The 16790-nt window shown below is 71.0% G+C and carries 18 protein-coding genes; 12 read left to right on the forward strand and 6 right to left on the reverse strand.

What is annotated here, in order from left to right:
- Positions 1-97: 97 nt before the first annotated feature.
- Positions 98-949: a phosphatidylinositol-specific phospholipase C gene (locus tag ACWF79_RS02520; RefSeq protein WP_453726205.1), complete on the forward strand. Its 852-nt coding sequence runs from the start codon at positions 98-100 to the stop codon at positions 947-949.
- Here the strand turns inward: ACWF79_RS02520 and ACWF79_RS02525 are convergent.
- The 5 genes from ACWF79_RS02525 to ACWF79_RS02545 form a co-directional block, all read right to left on the reverse strand.
- Positions 914-2338: a sensor histidine kinase gene (locus ACWF79_RS02525; protein ID WP_453726206.1), complete on the reverse strand. Its 1425-nt coding sequence runs from the start codon at positions 2336-2338 to the stop codon at positions 914-916. The genes ACWF79_RS02520 and ACWF79_RS02525 overlap by 36 nt on opposite strands.
- Positions 2335-3063: a response regulator transcription factor gene (locus ACWF79_RS02530; protein ID WP_453726207.1), complete on the reverse strand. Its 729-nt coding sequence runs from the start codon at positions 3061-3063 to the stop codon at positions 2335-2337. Before ACWF79_RS02530 ends, ACWF79_RS02525 begins: the two co-directional genes overlap by 4 nt.
- A gap of 20 nt (positions 3064-3083) precedes the next feature.
- A complete protein-coding gene (locus tag ACWF79_RS02535; RefSeq protein ID WP_453726208.1) occupies positions 3084-4121 on the reverse strand; it encodes a S1C family serine protease in 1038 nt (345 codons plus the stop codon).
- 116 nt (positions 4122-4237) lie between these two features.
- The gene (locus ACWF79_RS02540) at positions 4238-5266 is read right to left on the reverse strand and encodes a LacI family DNA-binding transcriptional regulator (RefSeq protein ID WP_453726209.1); all 1029 of its coding nucleotides are present in this window, start codon (positions 5264-5266) and stop codon (positions 4238-4240) included.
- A gap of 24 nt (positions 5267-5290) precedes the next feature.
- Complete coding sequence (locus tag ACWF79_RS02545) at positions 5291-6088, reverse strand: response regulator transcription factor (protein WP_453726210.1); 798 nt, start codon at positions 6086-6088, stop codon at positions 5291-5293.
- Between the two features lie 260 nt (positions 6089-6348).
- On the opposite strand from ACWF79_RS02545, the gene ACWF79_RS02550 reads away from it, so the two are divergent.
- The 8 genes from ACWF79_RS02550 to ACWF79_RS02585 all read left to right on the forward strand — a co-directional run bounded on the left by ACWF79_RS02550 (position 6349) and on the right by ACWF79_RS02585 (position 13478).
- Entirely contained in the window at positions 6349-7152 is an 804-nt protein-coding gene (locus ACWF79_RS02550; protein ID WP_453726211.1) for an alpha/beta hydrolase, read from the forward strand.
- 45 nt (positions 7153-7197) lie between these two features.
- Entirely contained in the window at positions 7198-7452 is a 255-nt protein-coding gene (locus ACWF79_RS02555; RefSeq protein WP_453726212.1) for a MoaD/ThiS family protein, read from the forward strand.
- 10 nt (positions 7453-7462) lie between these two features.
- Positions 7463-8566, forward strand: a complete 1104-nt coding sequence (locus tag ACWF79_RS02560; protein WP_453726213.1) for a hypothetical protein — start codon at positions 7463-7465, stop codon at positions 8564-8566.
- Positions 8567-8663: 97 nt separating this feature from the next.
- Positions 8664-9353, forward strand: a complete 690-nt coding sequence (locus ACWF79_RS02565; protein WP_453726575.1) for an LmeA family phospholipid-binding protein — start codon at positions 8664-8666, stop codon at positions 9351-9353.
- 636 nt (positions 9354-9989) lie between these two features.
- Complete coding sequence (locus ACWF79_RS02570; protein WP_453726214.1) at positions 9990-10829, forward strand: sulfurtransferase; 840 nt, start codon at positions 9990-9992, stop codon at positions 10827-10829.
- 40 nt (positions 10830-10869) lie between these two features.
- The gene (locus ACWF79_RS02575) at positions 10870-11157 is read left to right on the forward strand and encodes a DUF1416 domain-containing protein (protein WP_356607213.1); all 288 of its coding nucleotides are present in this window, start codon (positions 10870-10872) and stop codon (positions 11155-11157) included.
- A gap of 345 nt (positions 11158-11502) precedes the next feature.
- The gene (locus ACWF79_RS02580) at positions 11503-13143 is read left to right on the forward strand and encodes an IS200/IS605 family accessory protein TnpB-related protein (RefSeq protein ID WP_453726215.1); all 1641 of its coding nucleotides are present in this window, start codon (positions 11503-11505) and stop codon (positions 13141-13143) included.
- A 68-nt stretch (positions 13144-13211) separates the two neighbouring features.
- The gene (locus ACWF79_RS02585; RefSeq protein WP_453726216.1) at positions 13212-13478 is read left to right on the forward strand and encodes a DUF3099 domain-containing protein; all 267 of its coding nucleotides are present in this window, start codon (positions 13212-13214) and stop codon (positions 13476-13478) included.
- Between the two features lie 3 nt (positions 13479-13481).
- Here ACWF79_RS02585 and ACWF79_RS02590 read toward each other — a convergent pair whose 3' ends face one another.
- Complete coding sequence (locus ACWF79_RS02590) at positions 13482-13844, reverse strand: DsrE family protein (RefSeq protein WP_453726217.1); 363 nt, start codon at positions 13842-13844, stop codon at positions 13482-13484.
- Positions 13845-13996: 152 nt separating this feature from the next.
- Here ACWF79_RS02590 and ACWF79_RS02595 point away from each other — a divergent pair, with 152 nt between their 5' ends.
- From ACWF79_RS02595 to ACWF79_RS02605, 3 genes are read left to right on the forward strand one after another with little or no spacing between them, the layout of a single operon-like run.
- A complete protein-coding gene (locus ACWF79_RS02595) occupies positions 13997-14698 on the forward strand; it encodes a hypothetical protein (protein ID WP_453726218.1) in 702 nt (233 codons plus the stop codon).
- Positions 14699-14706: 8 nt separating this feature from the next.
- The gene (locus tag ACWF79_RS02600) at positions 14707-15543 is read left to right on the forward strand and encodes a hypothetical protein (protein ID WP_453726576.1); all 837 of its coding nucleotides are present in this window, start codon (positions 14707-14709) and stop codon (positions 15541-15543) included.
- Positions 15540-16577 (forward strand): hypothetical protein, encoded by a 1038-nt coding sequence (locus ACWF79_RS02605; protein ID WP_453726219.1) that lies wholly within the window; start codon positions 15540-15542, stop codon positions 16575-16577. The genes ACWF79_RS02600 and ACWF79_RS02605 overlap by 4 nt, the downstream gene beginning before the upstream one ends.
- The last annotated feature ends 213 nt before the right edge of the window (positions 16578-16790 follow it).

The following is a 16790-nucleotide window of genomic DNA, read 5'->3' on the forward strand; positions in this document are numbered from 1 at the left end:
TCGAGGGGGCGGCGGATCGTTTCGACGGTCCGCCGCCCCTTTTCCGTGTGGTCCCGCACCCTGTGCTGTTTGACGCGTACCCGTCATACTCCGGGCCATGGACCGACGACGATTCCTCGCAGGCGCCGCGGCGGCCGGCGCCGTCCTCCTGGTCGGAGCCCCGCCCGCGCGGGCGCTCACGACCCAGGACTGGATGGCCGGGCACGGCGACCCCACCCCGCTCCAGCGGCTCACCATCCCCGGCACCCACGACTCCGGCGCCCGCTTCGGCGGCCCCTGGGCCGAGTGCCAGAACACGACCATCGCGCAGCAGCTCGCCGCCGGAATCCGCTTCCTCGACATCCGCTGCCGGGTCACCGGCGGCTCCTTCGCCATCCACCACGGCGCCGCGTACCAGCACATGATGTTCGGCGACGTCCTCATCGCCTGCCGTGACTTCCTGGCCGCCCACCCCTCCGAGACCGTCCTCATGCGGGTCAAGCAGGAGTACTCGTCGGACTCCGACGCCACCTTCGGCGCGATCTTCACCGACTACCTCGACAACCGCGGCTGGCGCTCCCTCATCCGCATCGGCGCCACGGTCCCCACCCTCGGCGAGGCCCGCGGCAAGGTCGTCCTCATCGCGGACAACGGCGGCCTGCCCGGCCTGAAGTGGTGGGACGGCGGTGCCATCGCCATGCAGGACGACTGGAACGCCCTCCCGAACGCCAAGTACCCCAAGATCGAGGCGCACTTCCGCAAGGCCGTCGAGCAGCCCGGCAAGCTGTACATCAACTTCGTCAGCACGTCCGCCTCACTGCCGCCGCGCTGGAACTCCGACAACCTCAACCCGCGCGTCCACAGCTTCCTCGACGGTACGGCGAACAGCTGGAAGGGCCTCGGCATCGTCCCGATGGACTACCCCAACACCCGCTCAGGCCTGGTCGAGTCCCTCATCCGCCACAACTGACGGCGGGGGCGTCGGCGCGCCCGGAAGTCGCAGGACCGCCGCCGTGCCGCCGCCCTCCGCCGCCGCCAGCGTCACCGTCCCGCCCGCCTGCTGGACCGTACGGGCCACGATCGACAGACCCAGGCCCGAGCCCGGCAGGCTGCGGGCCGAGGGGGAGCGCCAGAAGCGGTCGAAGACGTGGGGGAGTTCCTCCGGCGCGATGCCCGGGCCGTGGTCGCGGACCGTCAGCTCCCCGCGCATCAGGGTCACCTCGACGGTGCCCCCGCGCGGCGAGAACTTCACCGCGTTGTCCAGGACGTTCACCAGCGCGCGCTCGAGCCCCGCCGGCTCCGCCCGGACGTACCAGGGCGCCAGGTCCGTGACGAAGGTCAGCTCAGGACCGCGCAGCCGCGCCCGGTCCAGGGCGGAACGCAGGATCGTGTGCAGCGGTACGACCTCCAGCGGCCCCGGCTGCGCCGCGTCCGGGCGCGCCAGCTCCTGGAGGTCGCCGATGAGCGCCCCCAACTCCGTCATCTGCGCCTTCACCGACGCCATCAGCGCCCGCCGGTCCTCGGGCGGCAGAGCGCGTCCCGTCTCCTCGCTGCGGGCGAGGAGTTCGATGTTGGTACGGAGCGAGGTCAGCGGCGTCCGCAGCTCATGGCCCGCGTCCGCGATCAGCTGCGCCTGCCGGTCCCGCGAGACCGCGAGCGCGGCCGTCATCGCGTTGAAGGAGCGCGAGAGCCGGGCGATCTCGTCCTCGCCCTCGGCCGGGATGCGGACGGTCAGGTCCTCCGTCGCGGCCACGTGCTCGACCGCGCCCGTCAGCCGGTTCACCGGTTCGAGCCCGGTCCGCGCCACCCACAGGCCGGCCGCCCCTGCGCCGACGACCCCGATCCCGGAGACCAGGAGCAGGACCCAGCCGAGCGTGGCCATCGAGTTGTCGATCTCGGACAGCGGCCGGGCCACCGACACCCCGAGCCCGATCGGACCCTGCTGCGCGGAGTAGGTGTACACCCGCATCTCGGTGCCGTCGTCGGCCTTCGTCGTGTGCAGCACGTACGACAGCTCCCCGCGCGCCACCGCCAGGTCGCTCGCCTGCGCCGGCACCGGGGACGCCCCGGACGAGCAGACCGTCCCGTTCGTCAGGATGATCTGCACCGTGTACGAGCCGGCCGTCGGCACCGGCGCCTCGCTCCGCTCCCGGCAGGTCGCGAGCAGCGTCTGCACCGAGCCCGCGTCGAGCCGGCTGCTGCGCAGCGACGAGTCCAGCTCCGCCTCCAGCTGCGCCCGCGTCACGAACCAGCAGGCCAGCGAGACCGCTGCCACCGCCACGGCGACCGCCGTCGCCGTCAGCAGCGCCAGGCGCGACCGCAGCGGCCGTGAGCGGAACCACGTCAGGGGACCTCTCACTCCGGACCTCCGCCGCGCAGGACGTACCCCACGCCCCGCACCGTGTGCACCAGGCGCGGCTCGCCGCCCGCCTCCGTCTTGCGCCGCAGATACATCACGTACACGTCGAGCGAGTTCGAGCTCGGTTCGAAGTCGAAGCCCCAGACCGCCTTCAGGATCTGCTCGCGGGTCAGCACCTGGCGCGGGTGCGCCAGGAACATCTCCAGGAGCGTGAACTCCGTCCGCGTCAGCTCCACCGCCCGGCCCGCCCGTGTCACCTCGCGGGTCACCAGGTCCATCCGAAGATCGCCGAAGCGCAAGCCGTCGCCGCCGTCGGCCGGGGCCTCGGCGGCGCTCGCGTACGAGCTGCGGCGCAGCAGCGCCCGGATGCGGGCGAACAGCTCGTCCAGTTCGAAGGGCTTCACCAGATAGTCGTCGGCGCCCGCGTCGAGCCCCGTCACCCGGTCGCCGACCGTGTCCCGCGCCGTCAGCATCAGGATCGGCACGGTCGAGCCGGACGCCCGGATCCGGCGCGCCGCCGTCAGCCCGTCCATCCGGGGCATCTGCACGTCGAGCACGACGAGATCGGGGGCGTACGACTCCATGCGGGCGAGCGCGTCGACACCGTCGACGGCCTCCTCCGTCCCGTACCCCTCGAACGCGAGGCTGCGGCGCAGCGCCTCGCGCACGGCGGGCTCGTCGTCGACGATGAGGATGCGGTCGCCTGCGTTCTCCGGGCCAGTCATGGGGCCAGCCTCGCACGCGTTCAGTTCGAACCGCCGTCGCGGAGGGAGTCCAGGTCGGCCTTGAGGGTGTTCACCGGAATCGCGAATCCGAGGCCGACGCTGCCGGCCGAAGAACCGTTCGAAGAACTCGGTGCGTACATGGCGGAATTGATCCCGATGATCTCGCCGTTCATATTGATCAGCGCGCCGCCGGAATTCCCCGGGTTGAGCGAGGCGTCCGTCTGGAGCGCCTTGTACGTCGTCTTCGACGAGCCCGTGTCCCCGTTGAACTCCTGCCCGCCGAACTCGAAGGGCCAGCCCTGGCGCGGGTCGTACCGCGGCTGCTGGTCCTGGCCGTCGTCCTTGGCGACCGTGACGTCGCGGTCGAGGGCGGAGACGATGCCGCTGGTGACCGTGCCGGTCAGGCCCTCGGGCGAGCCGATCGCGACGACCTCGTCGCCGACCTTCACGTTGTCGGAGTTGCCGAGGGTGGCCGCCTTCAGCCCCGACGCGCCCTCCAGCTTGATCAGCGCGAGGTCCTTGTCGGGGTCCGTGCCGACGACCTTCGCCTGGTAGGTCCTGCCGTTCGACAGCTGCACGCCGATCGAGGAGGCGCCGGAGATCACGTGGTTGTTGGTGACGATCTCGCCGTCGCCCGTGATGATCACGCCGGAGCCGGTGGACTTGCCGGAGGCCGAGGTCGCGGAGATCTCCACGATCGACGGCGAGACGGCCTCGGCCACCCCGGCGACCGTGCCCTTGCTGCTCGCGGAGACGTTCGTGCCGCTGACGCCGGTCGCGGTGGGCGTGGCGTCCGCGGTCAGCTGCTGGACCAGCGTCGCGGTGCCGCCGCCCACGGCCGCCGCGGCGATCGCCACCGCCGCGAGGAGCCCGACGCCCCGCTTGGCCCTGCGGCGCGGCAGGGGGGCGGCCGCGGGCGGGGGAGTGACGGGGGTGGGAGGCACGTGGGCGCCGGACGGCCAGATCGTCGTACCCGGGTCGGTCGTGACCGGCTGCGTGGGGTCGTACGGGGGACGCGGCGGGTAGTACGGCTGCGGCTGCTGCTGGAAGTCCGTCATGGCTACGACTCTCGGAGCCGTAGATGAGAACACGCTGAGGACGACCTGAGAAGCCCGACAGAACCCTGTATGCCCGAAATAAAGGCCCCGAGGGGCCTTGTCGGGTGGGGGTGGGGTCAGCCGCCGTCGCAGCCGCAGGAGCGGCGGACCACCAGGGCGGAGGGGAACTGCTTCACCCGCTCGCGCTTGGAGCCCGCCACCCGCAGCGAGTCGTCGAGGACGAGATCCACCGCCGCCCGGGCCATCGCCGGGCGGTCCGAGGAGACCGTCGTCAGCGGCGGGTCCGTGAGTGCCGCCTCCTTCACGTCGTCGAAGCCCGCGACCGCCAGCTCCGTCGGCACGTCGATCCGCAGCTCACGCGCCGCCCGCAGCACACCGAAGGCCTGGTCGTCGGTCGAGCAGAAGATCGCCGGCGGCCGGTCCGGGCCCGAGAGCAGCTTCAGCGCGACCTGGTACGCGTCGTAGCGGTTGTACGGAGCCTGGAAGAGCCGTCCCTCGATCGAGTGGCCGGCCTCCAGCATGGCCCGCCGCCAGCCCTCCTCGTGGTCCGCGACCGGGTCGCCGACCGCCGGGGTGTTCGGGACACCGCCCAGACACGCCACATACGGGTGCCCGTGCTCCAGGAGGTGCCGGGTGGCGAGCTGCGCGCCGCCGATGTCGTCCGTGACGACGGCCACGTCGTCCAGCGCCTCGGGCCGCTCGTGCAGCAGCACCACGCGCGCGTCCCAGGCCTCGATCTCGCTCGCGGCCCGCTCGCTCATGCCCTGGCTGACCAGGATCAGCCCGGAGACCCGCATCCCGAGGAAGGCGCGGAGGTAGTGGACCTCGCGCTCGTCGCGGTAGTCCGAATTGCCGACGAGGACCATCTTGCCGCGCTCGGCGGCGGCCTGTTCGACCGCGTGGGCCATCTCCCCGAAGAACGGCTGGCGCGCGTCGGGGACGATCATGCCTATGAGGTCCGTACGGCGGGAGGCCATCGCCTGGGCCACCCGGTCGGGGCGGTAGCCCAGCTCCTTGATGGCTGCGAGGACACGCTCGCGCGTGGCCGGGGCGACCGGCCGGGGTCCGTTGTTGATGACGTAACTCACGACCGCGGTCGAAGTCCCCGCCAGTCGCGCTACGTCATCCCGCGTCACCTTGGCCACGCGCGGCAGTCTACGCGGGGTGACCTACCTACCGGCAGGTCGCACTGTGGCCTGCGACACGTTCCTGTCCTCCGAGGGGGTGACATCGCGCGCGGTGGCCTTGACCCGGGCCTCTTCCTTCGCCCGCGCCTCCTCGGCCGCCCGCTCCACCTTCTCCGGCGTGACGAAGCGGTAGCCGACGTTACGGACGGTGCCGATCAGCGACTCGTGCTCGGGTCCGAGCTTGGCGCGAAGTCGCCGTACGTGGACGTCGACCGTACGGGTGCCACCGAAGTAGTCGTACCCCCAGACCTCCTGGAGGAGCTGGGCGCGGGTGAAGACCCGGCCCGGGTGCTGGGCGAGGTACTTCAGGAGCTCGAACTCCTTGAAGGTCAGGTCCAGGACCCGGCCCTTGAGCTTGGCGCTGTACGTCGCCTCGTCCACCGAGAGATCGCCGTTGCGGATCTCCATCGGGGAGTCGTCGGACACGATCTGCTGCCGGCCCATCGCGAGCCGCAGCCGCGCCTCGACCTCGGCCGGTCCGGCGGTGTCGAGCAGCACGTCGTCGATGCCCCAGTCGGCCGTGACGGCCGCGAGGCCGCCCTCCGTGACGACGAGGATCAGCGGGCACCCGGGCCCGGTGGAGCGCAGCAGCTGACAGAGGCTGCGGACCTGCGGCAGGTCGCGCCGGCCGTCGACCAGGATCACGTCCGCGCCGGGGGTGTCCACCAGGGCGGGGCCCTCGGCGGGGGCGACCCGCACGTTGTGCAGCAGCAGGCCGAGCGCGGGAAGCACCTCGGTCGACGGCTGGAGGGCGTTGGTGAGGAGCAGCAGTGAACTCATCGCACCCCACCTGCCCGGATGGCCCACGGGGTCGGCTGGGTCGCCTGGGTCGTCGGTCGGTCGTGCTCGGTTCGCTCGTCCATGACGTCGGTTCCTCCTCGGTCCCTGCGAGGACTACTGCGGCACTTGCTCACTGCGGTCTCACTGATCGCCCTCGCGCCCTGAGAGCTTTTGTTCATCCGTCCGTAACAACGGTCGGAAAACGCAAAAGGACCCGGGGGCTGCGTCGCCCGGATCCTCTGCCAAGCACAATAGCCCACATGAGTTCCGAGGCAGAGGGCCGATTTCACATCGTGGATGTCTCCTCGACCACATCCGGCTTCCAGCGTGCCACTTTGCTCACCGAAGACGGTGTCCGCATCGAAGCTGTTTACGAACCCTGTACACAGGGCGTCACCGACACCGCCGTCGTCCTGGCCCACGGGTTCACGGGCTCGGCCGACCGGCCCGCCGTCCGCCGCGCCGCCCGCACACTCTCCGCGTACGCCGCCGTCATTACCTTCTCCTTCCGGGGACACGGCCGATCGGGTGGCCGCTCCACCGTCGGCGACCGGGAGGTCCTCGACCTCTCCGCGGCGGTCCGCTGGGCCCGTGCACTCGGCCACGCGCGCGTGGCGACCCTCGGCTTCTCCATGGGCGGCTCGATCGTCCTGCGCCACGCCGCCCTGGCCAGGGACACCGACGCCCGCACGGACGCCGTCGCGGCCGTCAGCGCGCCCGCGCGCTGGTACTACCGGGGTACGCCGCCGATGCGCCGCGTCCACTGGGTGATCACCCGCCCCCTGGGCCGCCTGGTCGGCCGCTACGGCCTGCGGACACGCATCCACCACCAGGACTGGGACCCCGTACCGCTCTCGCCCGTCGAGGCGGCCCCGCTGATCGCCCCGACCCCGCTGCTGATCGTGCACGGCGACCGTGACCCGTACTTCCCCCTCGACCACCCCCGGGCGCTGGCGGAGGCGGCCGGGTGCGAGCTGTGGCTGGAGCGCGGCATGGGGCACGCGGAGAACGCGGCGGGCGAGGAGCTGCTGCGCCGCCTTGGGGACTGGCTCACGCGCCGATAGCCCATCATGGACAGCGGCGCGCACACGAACGAAGGGAGCGCCGCCATGACAGCGGGAACCATCCGCTACTGGGCCGCGGCCAAGGCCGCCGCCGGTGTCGCCGAGGAGCCGTACACCGCCGAGACGCTGGCCGAGGCGCTCGACGCCGCCCGCGCGAAGCACCCGGGCGAACTGGTCCGCGTACTCCAGCGGTGTTCGTTCCTCGTCGACGGAGACCCCGTCGGAACCCGCGCACATGAGACCGTACGCCTTGCCGAGGGCGGCACGGTCGAGGTGCTCCCGCCGTTCGCAGGAGGGTGAACCGCACAGCATGAGCAGCGATCAGCAGCAGCCGTACGAGCCGCAAGGCCCGTACGACCCGTACGCCGGGCAGTACCAGCACCAGCAGCAGTACGGGCAGCAGTCGCCCGGGTACGAGGACCCGCACGTCACACAGACGTGGGAGGGCCAGACCTGGGACACGCAGTACCAGCCGGTGCTCCAGCCGCTCGCGGCCGACACGGCGTACCTGCCGCCGCAGCCGGCCGCCGAGGCGGCGTACCCGCTGCCGGACGAGACGCCCGCGGCCGCCCCGGTGACGCCCGCCGCTGCCATGGCCGAGTCCACGCCGGATTCCGCACCCCCATGGTCCTCGCCCACCACCTCCGGCCACACCCGCCTCACCGACGCCCAGCGCGCCCGGGCGGAGGGCCGGTCGCCGATCATCGCGCCCGGCCTCCAGCCGGCCCTGCTCACCGCCGGTCTCGGCATCCTGCTCGCCGGCGGCGCCGCCCTCGGCACCTACGGGCTGCTCGTCCCGCTCGTCCTGCTCCAGGCCGTCACGGCCGCGGGCTGGTTCCGGCTCAACGGCATGTGGCCGGCCCGGCAGGGCATCGCGCTCGCCTTCGCCGGCGGCCTGACCGCCGACGTCGTGCTGCTCGCCGCGGGCCGGGAGAACGCGCCCGCCGCGATCATGGGCACCCTCGGCGTCTGGGTGCTGCTCACCCTCGTCCTCCAGCTGCGCAGCCACGCCGACCCCGACGAGCGGATGTACGGGCTGATGGCGACGGTCGCCTCGGCCGCGCTGACGATCGTCGCGACCGGCCACCTCGGCGCCGCGCCCGACGCCGTCGTCGTCGGCGGCCTCGCGGTCGCCGCGGCCGTCGTGGCCCGCGCCCTCCCGCTGCCCGGAGCGGCCTCGGTCGTCGTGGCGCTCCTGGCCGCCGCGGGCGCCGGCATCGCGGCCGGCGCCCTCACCGACCTGGGCACCTCCGGTGCCGTACTCGGCCTCGGGGCCGGGGTGTGCGCGCTGGTCGGCCTGCGGGTCGCGAGCTACGACTACCCCTCCCGCTTCGTGCACATGACCGCGGGTGTCGCCCTGCCGCTGACCTTGGCCGCCCCCGCCGTCTACCTCCTCGGGCGTGCGCTCGGCTGACCCGCTTGGGCATCTGTTCGGGAACCATCCGGCCCCACGACACGTCGATCTTCGTGTCGGGGGCCGGAGTCAATTCATGGGTGGGGGCGAACAGACCGTGCGAGCACTGCGCATCTTGCTGATCGTGGCCGTCGTGCTCGGCGGGATCTTCGTGGGCGCCGACCGTCTGGCGGTCTCGTACGCCGAGTCGGAGGCGGCCGACCGGGTGCGCCTGGGCCCCGCGCGGGCCGGCTCGACGGAGGTTGACATCAAGGGCTTCCCCTTCCTGACCCAGGTCATGGACAAGCGCCTCGACGAGGTCGACGTGGTGCTGACCGGCGTCGAGGCGACGGCCGGCGACCGGAAGATCCGGATCAGCGAGATGACCGCCGCGCTGCGGGACGTGACGGTGAACGACGCCTTCACGAGCGCCCGCGCGGGCACCGTGACCGGCACGGCTCTGATCTCGTACGCGGACCTGACGGCCGCCGCCGACCGCGACGTGAAGATCGCCTACGGCGGCGACGGCAAGGTGAAGGTCACCGGCGGGGTCAAGGTCCTGGGCCGCACGATCACGCGCAGCGTCCTCTCCTCGGTGACGCTGGTCGGCGGGGACACGATCCGGGTCCGCGCCGACGAGGTCCCGGGCGAGGGCATTCCCGGCCTGGAGTCCCTGATCCGCAAGCGCACCGACTTCGACCGCGAGATCGGCGGCCTCCCGGCAGGCATGAAACTGGACAAGATCGAGGCCCGCGAGGACGGCGTGGCGATCGGCGTGACGGGCTCGAACGTGGCGCTGGCGGGATAGGCCGCGTAGAGGGCCCTCCCGCGGCGGACGGAGTCGCCCGGGGGGCACCCCGTGGGCCTGGACCCCATGGCCTCGGCAACATGGGCTCGGCCAAACTCGGTCACACAGGCATTGGCCGAACTGGGTCACACAGGCATTGGCCGAACTGGGTCACATGGGCACGGCCGACTGGTTCACATGGGCACGGCCGACTGGGTCACATGGGGCTCGCCCCCCTCTCTCGGCCACATGCTGAGACACCCCCGTCCGCCCCTTAGAAACACCGCCCCATCGCCCGTGCTCCCGCCCCGGCGGGACACCCTCTCCCCGTGATCACGTCCCACATCTCGGACGATCGCGTCTCAAAATACGACACACCGGTGACACGGCCGCCTGTCCGTCCCTACGATCGTGGGCATGAAGCGACAGGCGGATCTCACGAAGCGGCGGGCAGTAGACCTGTGCCGCATCGCCGCCATGCTCTGTCGCTCTGTCTGAGCGGGACCACCGAGTCCCGTATTCCTCAGGCCCTTCGACCTCCGGTCGGGGCCACCCGCGTGGAGACCGTACGCAGCAACGACGCGTACCCGCACCACCCTGCGTGACACCCGCAGAACCGCACCACACCGCCGAACACTGCCCCGGAGGAGAAACAGCATGAGCCGCAGCGACGTCCTGGTAGACGCCGACTGGGTCGAGGCGAACCTCGACAACCCGCAGGTCGCCGTCGTCGAGGTCGACGAGGACACCTCGGCGTACGAGAAGAACCACATCCGCAACGCGATCCGGATCGACTGGACCAAGGACCTGCAGGACCCGGTCCGCCGTGACTTCATCGACCAGGAGGGCTTCGAGAAGCTCCTCTCGGCGAAGGGCATCGCGAACGACACCACGGTCGTCCTCTACGGCGGCAACAACAACTGGTTCGCCTCCTACGCCTACTGGTACTTCAAGCTCTACGGCCACCAGGACGTGAAGCTCCTCGACGGCGGCCGCAAGAAGTGGGAGCTCGACTCCCGCGACCTCGTGGCCGAGGTCCCGGTCCGCCCGGCCACCGAGTACAAGGCCAAGGCGCAGGACACCTCCATCCGTGCCTTCCGTGACGACGTCGTTGCCGCGATCGGCGCCCAGAACCTGGTCGACGTCCGCTCCCCCGACGAGTTCAGCGGCAAGCTGCTCGCCCCGGCCCACCTCCCGCAGGAGCAGTCGCAGCGTCCCGGCCACGTGCCGAGCGCCCGCAACATCCCGTGGTCGAAGAACGCCAACGACGACGGCACCTTCAAGTCGGACGACGAGCTCAAGGCCCTCTACGAGGCCGAGCAGGTCGACCTGGCGAAGGACACCATCGCCTACTGCCGCATCGGTGAGCGCTCCGCGCTGACCTGGTTCGTGCTGCACGAGCTGCTCGGCGTCGAGAACGTCAAGAACTACGACGGCTCGTGGACCGAGTACGGCTCCCTCGTGGGCGTGCCGATCGAGCTCGGCGCCAACAAGTAAGACCACCCGGACGCACGGACCCAAGGACAGGACGACAGACATGTGTGGAGCACAGCCCGGCGGCCCCGACGCCTCGACGATCAAGCCCGGTGAGACCACCATCCAGGGCTTCGTGACCAAGGACGGCGAGCCCGTCACCGGTTACGTCCGCCTTCTGGACTCGACCGGCGAGTTCACGGCCGAGGTCCCAACCTCCGCCACCGGCCAGTTCCGCTTCTACGCGGCCGAAGGCACCTGGACCGTCCGCGCCCTGGTTCCCGGCGGCACCGCCGACCGCCAGGTCGTGGCCCAGCAGGGCGGCCTCGCCGAGGTCGCCATCGCGGTCTGACCTCCTGACGCGCCCCTCGCGCCACTCGGCGCCGGGGGCGCCTCACGGGCTTCGAGCCGCTGCGCCGGCCTCCGGCCGCCGGATTCGGCGCGGCATGAAGCCTCACCTACCGGCCGAAGGGCCGCACCTTTTCTGGGGGTTGGACGCTTCCTGAAGCTGAGGTGCGGCCCTTTGGTCTGTCCTCCTTCGTACGAGGATTCGGCCGGGCGTGTGGCCTTTGCCCGCGCGGCTCGTTGACATGTTCGACGGGCTGGTGAGCGGGGGTGGGGCATGGCCGGGCGTTCGGCATCGGGGTTGCGCGTGCTGACCCCGCCTCGGTTGGCCTCCCCGACGGGGGCGATCACCGTGCGGACCCGCCTGCGACTCTCGGCACGCGACGCGCTGATTCTCCGTGAGCTGGCGGAGTACCTGTCCCGGCTCGCGGCCCGTGATCTGGCCGAGCGTGTGGCTCTGGGAAGTCGGCATTCGAATGCCGACTTCGCTCGGCGCAAGCGCGAGTTGACGGCGCTCACCTCGTCGCGCTGGGCCGGGACGATCACCCGCAGGTCGAACGAGCAGTGGCAGTTGGCCCGGCGGGCGCAGGCGGACCATCTCAAAGGCCTTCGTGCGGAGATCGCGGTGATCGAGGCTCGACTGGCCGTGCCGGTCGGTACGCGGGATCCGGGATCTCGCGTCAAGGGCTATGCCACGCAGGCGGTCCGGGCGGCCAAGCAGCGGCGCCTGCAGGCGTTGCGGGCGCGTGCTGCCCAGGTTTCCCGGAACGCTGCCGCCGGGCGGGTGCACGTCGTGCGTGGCGGCAAGGATCTTCTGCGCAGTCGTCTCCATCTCGACCTGTCGAGATGGTCCGTCGATGACTGGCGGGAGCGCTGGTGGGAGGCGCGGACGCGCATTGAGGCCGACGGCGAGGCCGGTAAGACGTACGGGAACCAGTCGCTGTGCGTCGGGCCCGATGGGGGCGTCCTTGTGAAGCTGCCGGTGGCGCTGGCCGAGCGTCATCGGGGGCACTGCGACCGCTTCGGCCGGTACCGGCTGGATGCTCGGTGCGTCTTCGCATATCGGGATGCCGAGTGGCGTTCGCATGTGGCGGCCGACCGTGCCGTGGGGTACGTGATCCGGTTCGAGCGGGGCCGGTGCTACCTGACGGCGTCGTTCACCGCGGCGCGGGGGGTGCTGCCGGAGGGTGGGGACGAATCGGCGTTGATGCGCGCGGCTCTGGCCGGTGGAGTGCTGGGGGTGGACCAGAACGCCGACCATTTGGCTGTGTGGCGTCTGGATGTCCATGGGAATCCGGTGGGTCGTCCTGGTCGGGTCGATGTCGACTTCAGAGGTTCGACTTCGCGGCGCGACGCGCAGGTGCGGCACGCGTGCAGCGCTCTGATTCGGGCGGCCCGGTCGTGTGGGGCGACAGCTCTCGTGATCGAGGATCTCGGCTTCGAGACGGGGCGGGAGCAGTGCGGCTGGACGGGGCGCTCGGGACGGCGTGTGCGTGCGCTGATCGCGGGGATGCCGGTCGCTCGGTTCATGTCCCGTCTTGTGGTGATGGCGCACCGCGCGGGGCTGGCTGTGATCGTGGTGGATCCGGCGTATTCGAGCCGTTGGGGCGCGCAGCATTGGTTGCGGAGTACGAGTACGACGCGTGTGAAGACGTCCCGGCATGAGGCTTCGGCCGTCGTGATCGGGAGGCGCGGCCAGGGGCTGGGCGCGCGGCGCAGGGCAGAGAAGTCCGTATCCCGCGAGAAGACGGAAGCGGCTGGGTGTGCGCGGGTTGCGCGCGGCCGGGCTGATACGGAGACCCATCGCCCGCCCGTGCAGTGCAGGAATCCAGATTCTGTCCCCGCATTGAGGCTCGTTGATCGTCCGGAGGACGGCGTACATGATGCGCTCCGCCAACGGACTGCGTCTGCGGGCCAGGCTTCTCAGGACCGTTCGGAGCGGCCCGTCGGCGTGGGGGCCTTGGTGCAGGATCCTCTCGCGTTCGGCGTGTGAGGAGCGGTTGGACGCCATCCGGGACTTGAGGCACGGCCCTTCGGTCTGTCCGGGCATAACCTGGACGTATGTACGCGCGTCGGCGGCACGCCTACTTCTGGATGATGGGCGCCTGCATCGTGCTCTTCGTCGGTGCCTGGGGCGTCGTGCGGCTCTTCTCGATGCCCGTGGCCATCGGCATGTGCGTCGTCGCCATGGTCATCCCGCCGATCGCCGCGATGATCGCCAACCGGCGGGGCCCGGAGGATCGCTGGTGGGACGATCCGTCCGGGGATCCGGAGTCCGACCAGTGGTGGGACGAGCTCGACGGGAAGAAGCGGCGCGAGGAGCAGTAGGGGTCAGTAGACGAGGGCCTGGGTGTCGGGCGTCATGGCCTCTTGGACGAAGACCTGGGCGCCCGCGATGCGTACGCCGTTCAGGACGTCCTTCTCCGTGATCTCGCGCCGGGCCGCGCACTGGGTGCAGAGGGTGATGCGGCCGGCCGCCAGGATCGAGTCGATGAGGTCCGGGAGCGGGGCCGCGTGCGGGAGTTCGAACTCGGCCGCGCGGCCCGGGAGCGCGAACCACGAGGACTCGCCGGTCAGCCAGAGCGAGACCTCGACCCCGCTGGCGACGGCGACCGCCGCCACGGTGAAGGCCTGGGAGCAGCGTTCGGGGGCGTCGGCCCCGGCGGTCACCTTGATCACGAGCTTCTTCGCCATATACCGAACTGTAATGCGGACCACTGCAACCTCATGCACCCCTCACGTGTCAGCGATGTGCGCGGGTTACGGAATCCGTGCTTCAGGTCTCGTGGGGGGACCCTTTGGAAGCCATAGAAGGAAGCGTCGACGCGCCGCGTCGGCGTCGCACCATGCGGACCGTCGGCCTGATCGCCGTCGCCGCCGTACTCGGCCTCGTCGGCGGCACCGCCGTGGGCTACGGCGTGCAGGCCGAGCGTGAGCCGACTCCGCTGCCCGCCCTGAACCAGCCGGGTCTCGCCTACCCCAAGCCCCTGCCCAAGGGGCAGAAGCCCGTGGCGCTGCCCGCCTCCGAGGACCGCAGGGTCAAGACGGACGGCGACCTCCGCAAGCTGCTGGTGCCGAAGCCGGCCGGCTCGAAGGAGTTCGGTTTCGGCGACGGCTGGTTGACCGTGCCCGAGTACGCCAGGGACTTCAAGAACCCCGGCGGCGCGCTGAGCAACCAGCTGGGCATGGGCGTCCGCCGCATCGCCGCCACGTCCTGGCAGACCGGCAAGTACCGCACGACCTCGATCGTTCTCGTCCAGTACCGCGACAGTGATCAGCTCGGCGCGCAGGACCACGCCGAGGGGCAGATGGACTACATGCCCGACAAGGAATTCGCGCGCTCCGACGGCGAGCCGATCAAGGGCTCCGCCAACGGCCACTACTACGTCTTCCCGGTGGACCGCGAGCCCGGGTACATGGACTCGTACGAGGCCCGGGCGTACTTCCACCGCGGCGACATCATGGTCGCGATCTTCATCAACGACACCAGGAAGATCTCCGCCAAGGACATCAGCTCCCTGGCCGAGAAGCAGCTGGGGCGCCTGTGAGCGAGGAAATGGACACCGTGACCGAGGAAAAGGGCACGGTGACCGAGCCCGTCGCCGAGCCGTCGGCCGAGCCGCCGAAGCCGCGTCGTGCGCGCAGGCTGCTGACCGTCGCCCTGCCCTCCGTCCTCGTCCTCGGGGCGCTCGGCGGCGGCGTCACGTACACCGCCGTCACGGTCGACTCCGCCGACCGCAGCGCGGAGACGATCACCTGGGAAGCGCCGGACATGACGGCGGAGCAGGACGACCCCGCCGAGCTGAGCGTGACCCGCGGCAAGGCCTCGACGCCGCTCAGCAAGCTGCTGCTGCCGGTGCCCGAGGGGTACGTGCTCGGGCCCGACGTCGAGTCCTACGGCAACGACGACGAGCTGGGCGAGCAGGAGGCCCGCGCGCTGCTGAAGCAGGAGGGCAAGGGGCTCTCCGGCAAGAAGCGCCGCGAGTACGAGAAGGACGTCGACAAGCTCGGGCTCAAGGGCATCGCCGTGCGCTCCTTCGCCGCGGAGAACGGCAGCACGGTCGTGTACATCAACATCACGCAGATGAAGGACAAGAAGGAGATCCGTAGCGCCTTCGAGTTGAGCAAGAAGCTGTTCGAGCTCCTCGAGTTCCCCAAGGGGCCGAAGATCGCCGGCCACAAGAACGCCGTCTGCTTCATGCTTCCGCAGGACGAGGACCTGAAGAAGGACGAGAAGGCCAAGCAGCTGGAGGAGATGACCTGCACGGCGTACGACGACGAGGTCTCCGTCACCGTCGCCGTCGCGGGTGCCAAGCCCTTCAGCCAGGCGAAGGTCGCCGAGCTGGTCAAGAAGCAGCTGGACCACATCAAGTCCCCGGGGGAGTACGTATGACGACCGAGCAGCAGACGGAGCCGGAGGCCGCTCCGGCCGCGGCCGCCCCCGAGCCGACGGAGGCCGAGGCCGTTCCCGAGCCGACGGAGGCCGAGGCCGTTCCTGAGCCGACGGAAGCCGAGGCCGTTCCCGAGGCCGTTCCCGAGGCCGTTCCAGAGGCCGCCCCCGTCGTCGTCGCCGAGCCGGCCGAGAGCGAGACCCGCACCGAGCCCGGCACCCCTCCCGCCCCTGCCGTCGAGGTCCCCGGCGAGCAGCCCCAGTCGCCTGACGTCTCCAGGCCCTCCCGCAAGCCGCTCGTCCGGGCCGTCGCCCGCTGGACCGCCGCCGTGCTCGTGTTCGGCGGCATCGGGACCGGGACCGCGCTCGGGATCACCGCCATGGAGCGCACCGACGTGCCCGGTCTCGCGACCGAGAGTGACGGCCGCTGGGCGTACCCGAAGATCAGCCTCCCGGCCCTCCCCGAGGGTGTGCCGAGGCCCTTCACCGAGGCCAACACCGGCGAGGTCCACCACGCCGACCTGCGCAAACTGCTGCTGCCCGCCCCGGCCGGAGCCACGCTCGACCCGAAGCTGAACGGCGGCTGGGTCGGCGTCGACCAGTTCCTGTCGCAGTACCGGGAGGACGACCGGAGCGATCTGTCCGAACCGCTCGCCGAGTCCGCGCTGCGGCACGTCGCGGCCCGGGGCTGGACCATGCCGGACGGCACGACGACCCGGATCCACCTGCTCCGGTTCAACTCGGTGGCCTTCGCGGAGACCTTCAAGGACGACGCCCTGAAGGCCGGCGCCGTCGACGGCCCGCTCCTCGACGGGGTCGAGGGGGTCCAGATCGACGGCGAGTTCCCGAGCGACATCCGGGTGCCGTACACCGTCCCGTACGTCTTCGTCGAGCTGCCGCAGAACGCCGACCAGACCCGCTGGGCCTACATCCAGGCCGGTGACACCGTCGCCGTGGTCACCCAGACCCGTAAGGGCGAGGCCCTCGCCGTGCCGTTCCAGCAGACCGTCGCCCTGCAGAACCAGCTCCTGGGCTGACCGGCGCCGCCGTCCGCGGCGGGAGGAGAACCTCACAGAACGGGCTGTGCCCCCGCAGACTAAGCTGGGGTCCGGCCCGTTCTGCCTTCACGCTCATCCGAGGAGCACCCGTGATCATCTTCTTCGAAGTCCTCCTGGCCCTGGTCTGTGTCGCCGTGCTCGCGTTCACCGGTCTGGCCGTGAAGAAGCTGTACCAGGGCCAGCGCTAATCAC

Source organism: Streptomyces sp. NPDC054975 (assembly GCF_053609105.1).

Bases quoted from the DNA above. Each gene is read 5' to 3' on its own strand.
- ACWF79_RS02520 (WP_453726205.1), top strand. From the start codon at position 98: ATGGACCGACGACGATTCCTCGCAGGCGCCGCGGCGGCCGGCGCCGTC.
- ACWF79_RS02530 (WP_453726207.1), bottom strand. From the start codon at position 3,063: ATGACTGGCCCGGAGAACGCAGGCGACCGCATCCTCATCGTCGACGAC.
- ACWF79_RS02535 (WP_453726208.1), bottom strand. From the start codon at position 4,121: ATGACGGACTTCCAGCAGCAGCCGCAGCCGTACTACCCGCCGCGTCCC.
- ACWF79_RS02545 (WP_453726210.1), bottom strand. From the start codon at position 6,088: ATGAGTTCACTGCTGCTCCTCACCAACGCCCTCCAGCCGTCGACCGAG.
- ACWF79_RS02550 (WP_453726211.1), top strand. From the start codon at position 6,349: ATGAGTTCCGAGGCAGAGGGCCGATTTCACATCGTGGATGTCTCCTCG.
- ACWF79_RS02555 (WP_453726212.1), top strand. From the start codon at position 7,198: ATGACAGCGGGAACCATCCGCTACTGGGCCGCGGCCAAGGCCGCCGCC.
- ACWF79_RS02560 (WP_453726213.1), top strand. From the start codon at position 7,463: ATGAGCAGCGATCAGCAGCAGCCGTACGAGCCGCAAGGCCCGTACGAC.
- ACWF79_RS02570 (WP_453726214.1), top strand. From the start codon at position 9,990: ATGAGCCGCAGCGACGTCCTGGTAGACGCCGACTGGGTCGAGGCGAAC.
- ACWF79_RS02575 (WP_356607213.1), top strand. From the start codon at position 10,870: ATGTGTGGAGCACAGCCCGGCGGCCCCGACGCCTCGACGATCAAGCCC.
- ACWF79_RS02585 (WP_453726216.1), top strand. From the start codon at position 13,212: ATGTACGCGCGTCGGCGGCACGCCTACTTCTGGATGATGGGCGCCTGC.
- ACWF79_RS02590 (WP_453726217.1), bottom strand. From the start codon at position 13,844: ATGGCGAAGAAGCTCGTGATCAAGGTGACCGCCGGGGCCGACGCCCCC.
- ACWF79_RS02595 (WP_453726218.1), top strand. From the start codon at position 13,997: ATGCGGACCGTCGGCCTGATCGCCGTCGCCGCCGTACTCGGCCTCGTC.
- ACWF79_RS02600 (WP_453726576.1), top strand. From the start codon at position 14,707: ATGGACACCGTGACCGAGGAAAAGGGCACGGTGACCGAGCCCGTCGCC.
- ACWF79_RS02605 (WP_453726219.1), top strand. From the start codon at position 15,540: ATGACGACCGAGCAGCAGACGGAGCCGGAGGCCGCTCCGGCCGCGGCC.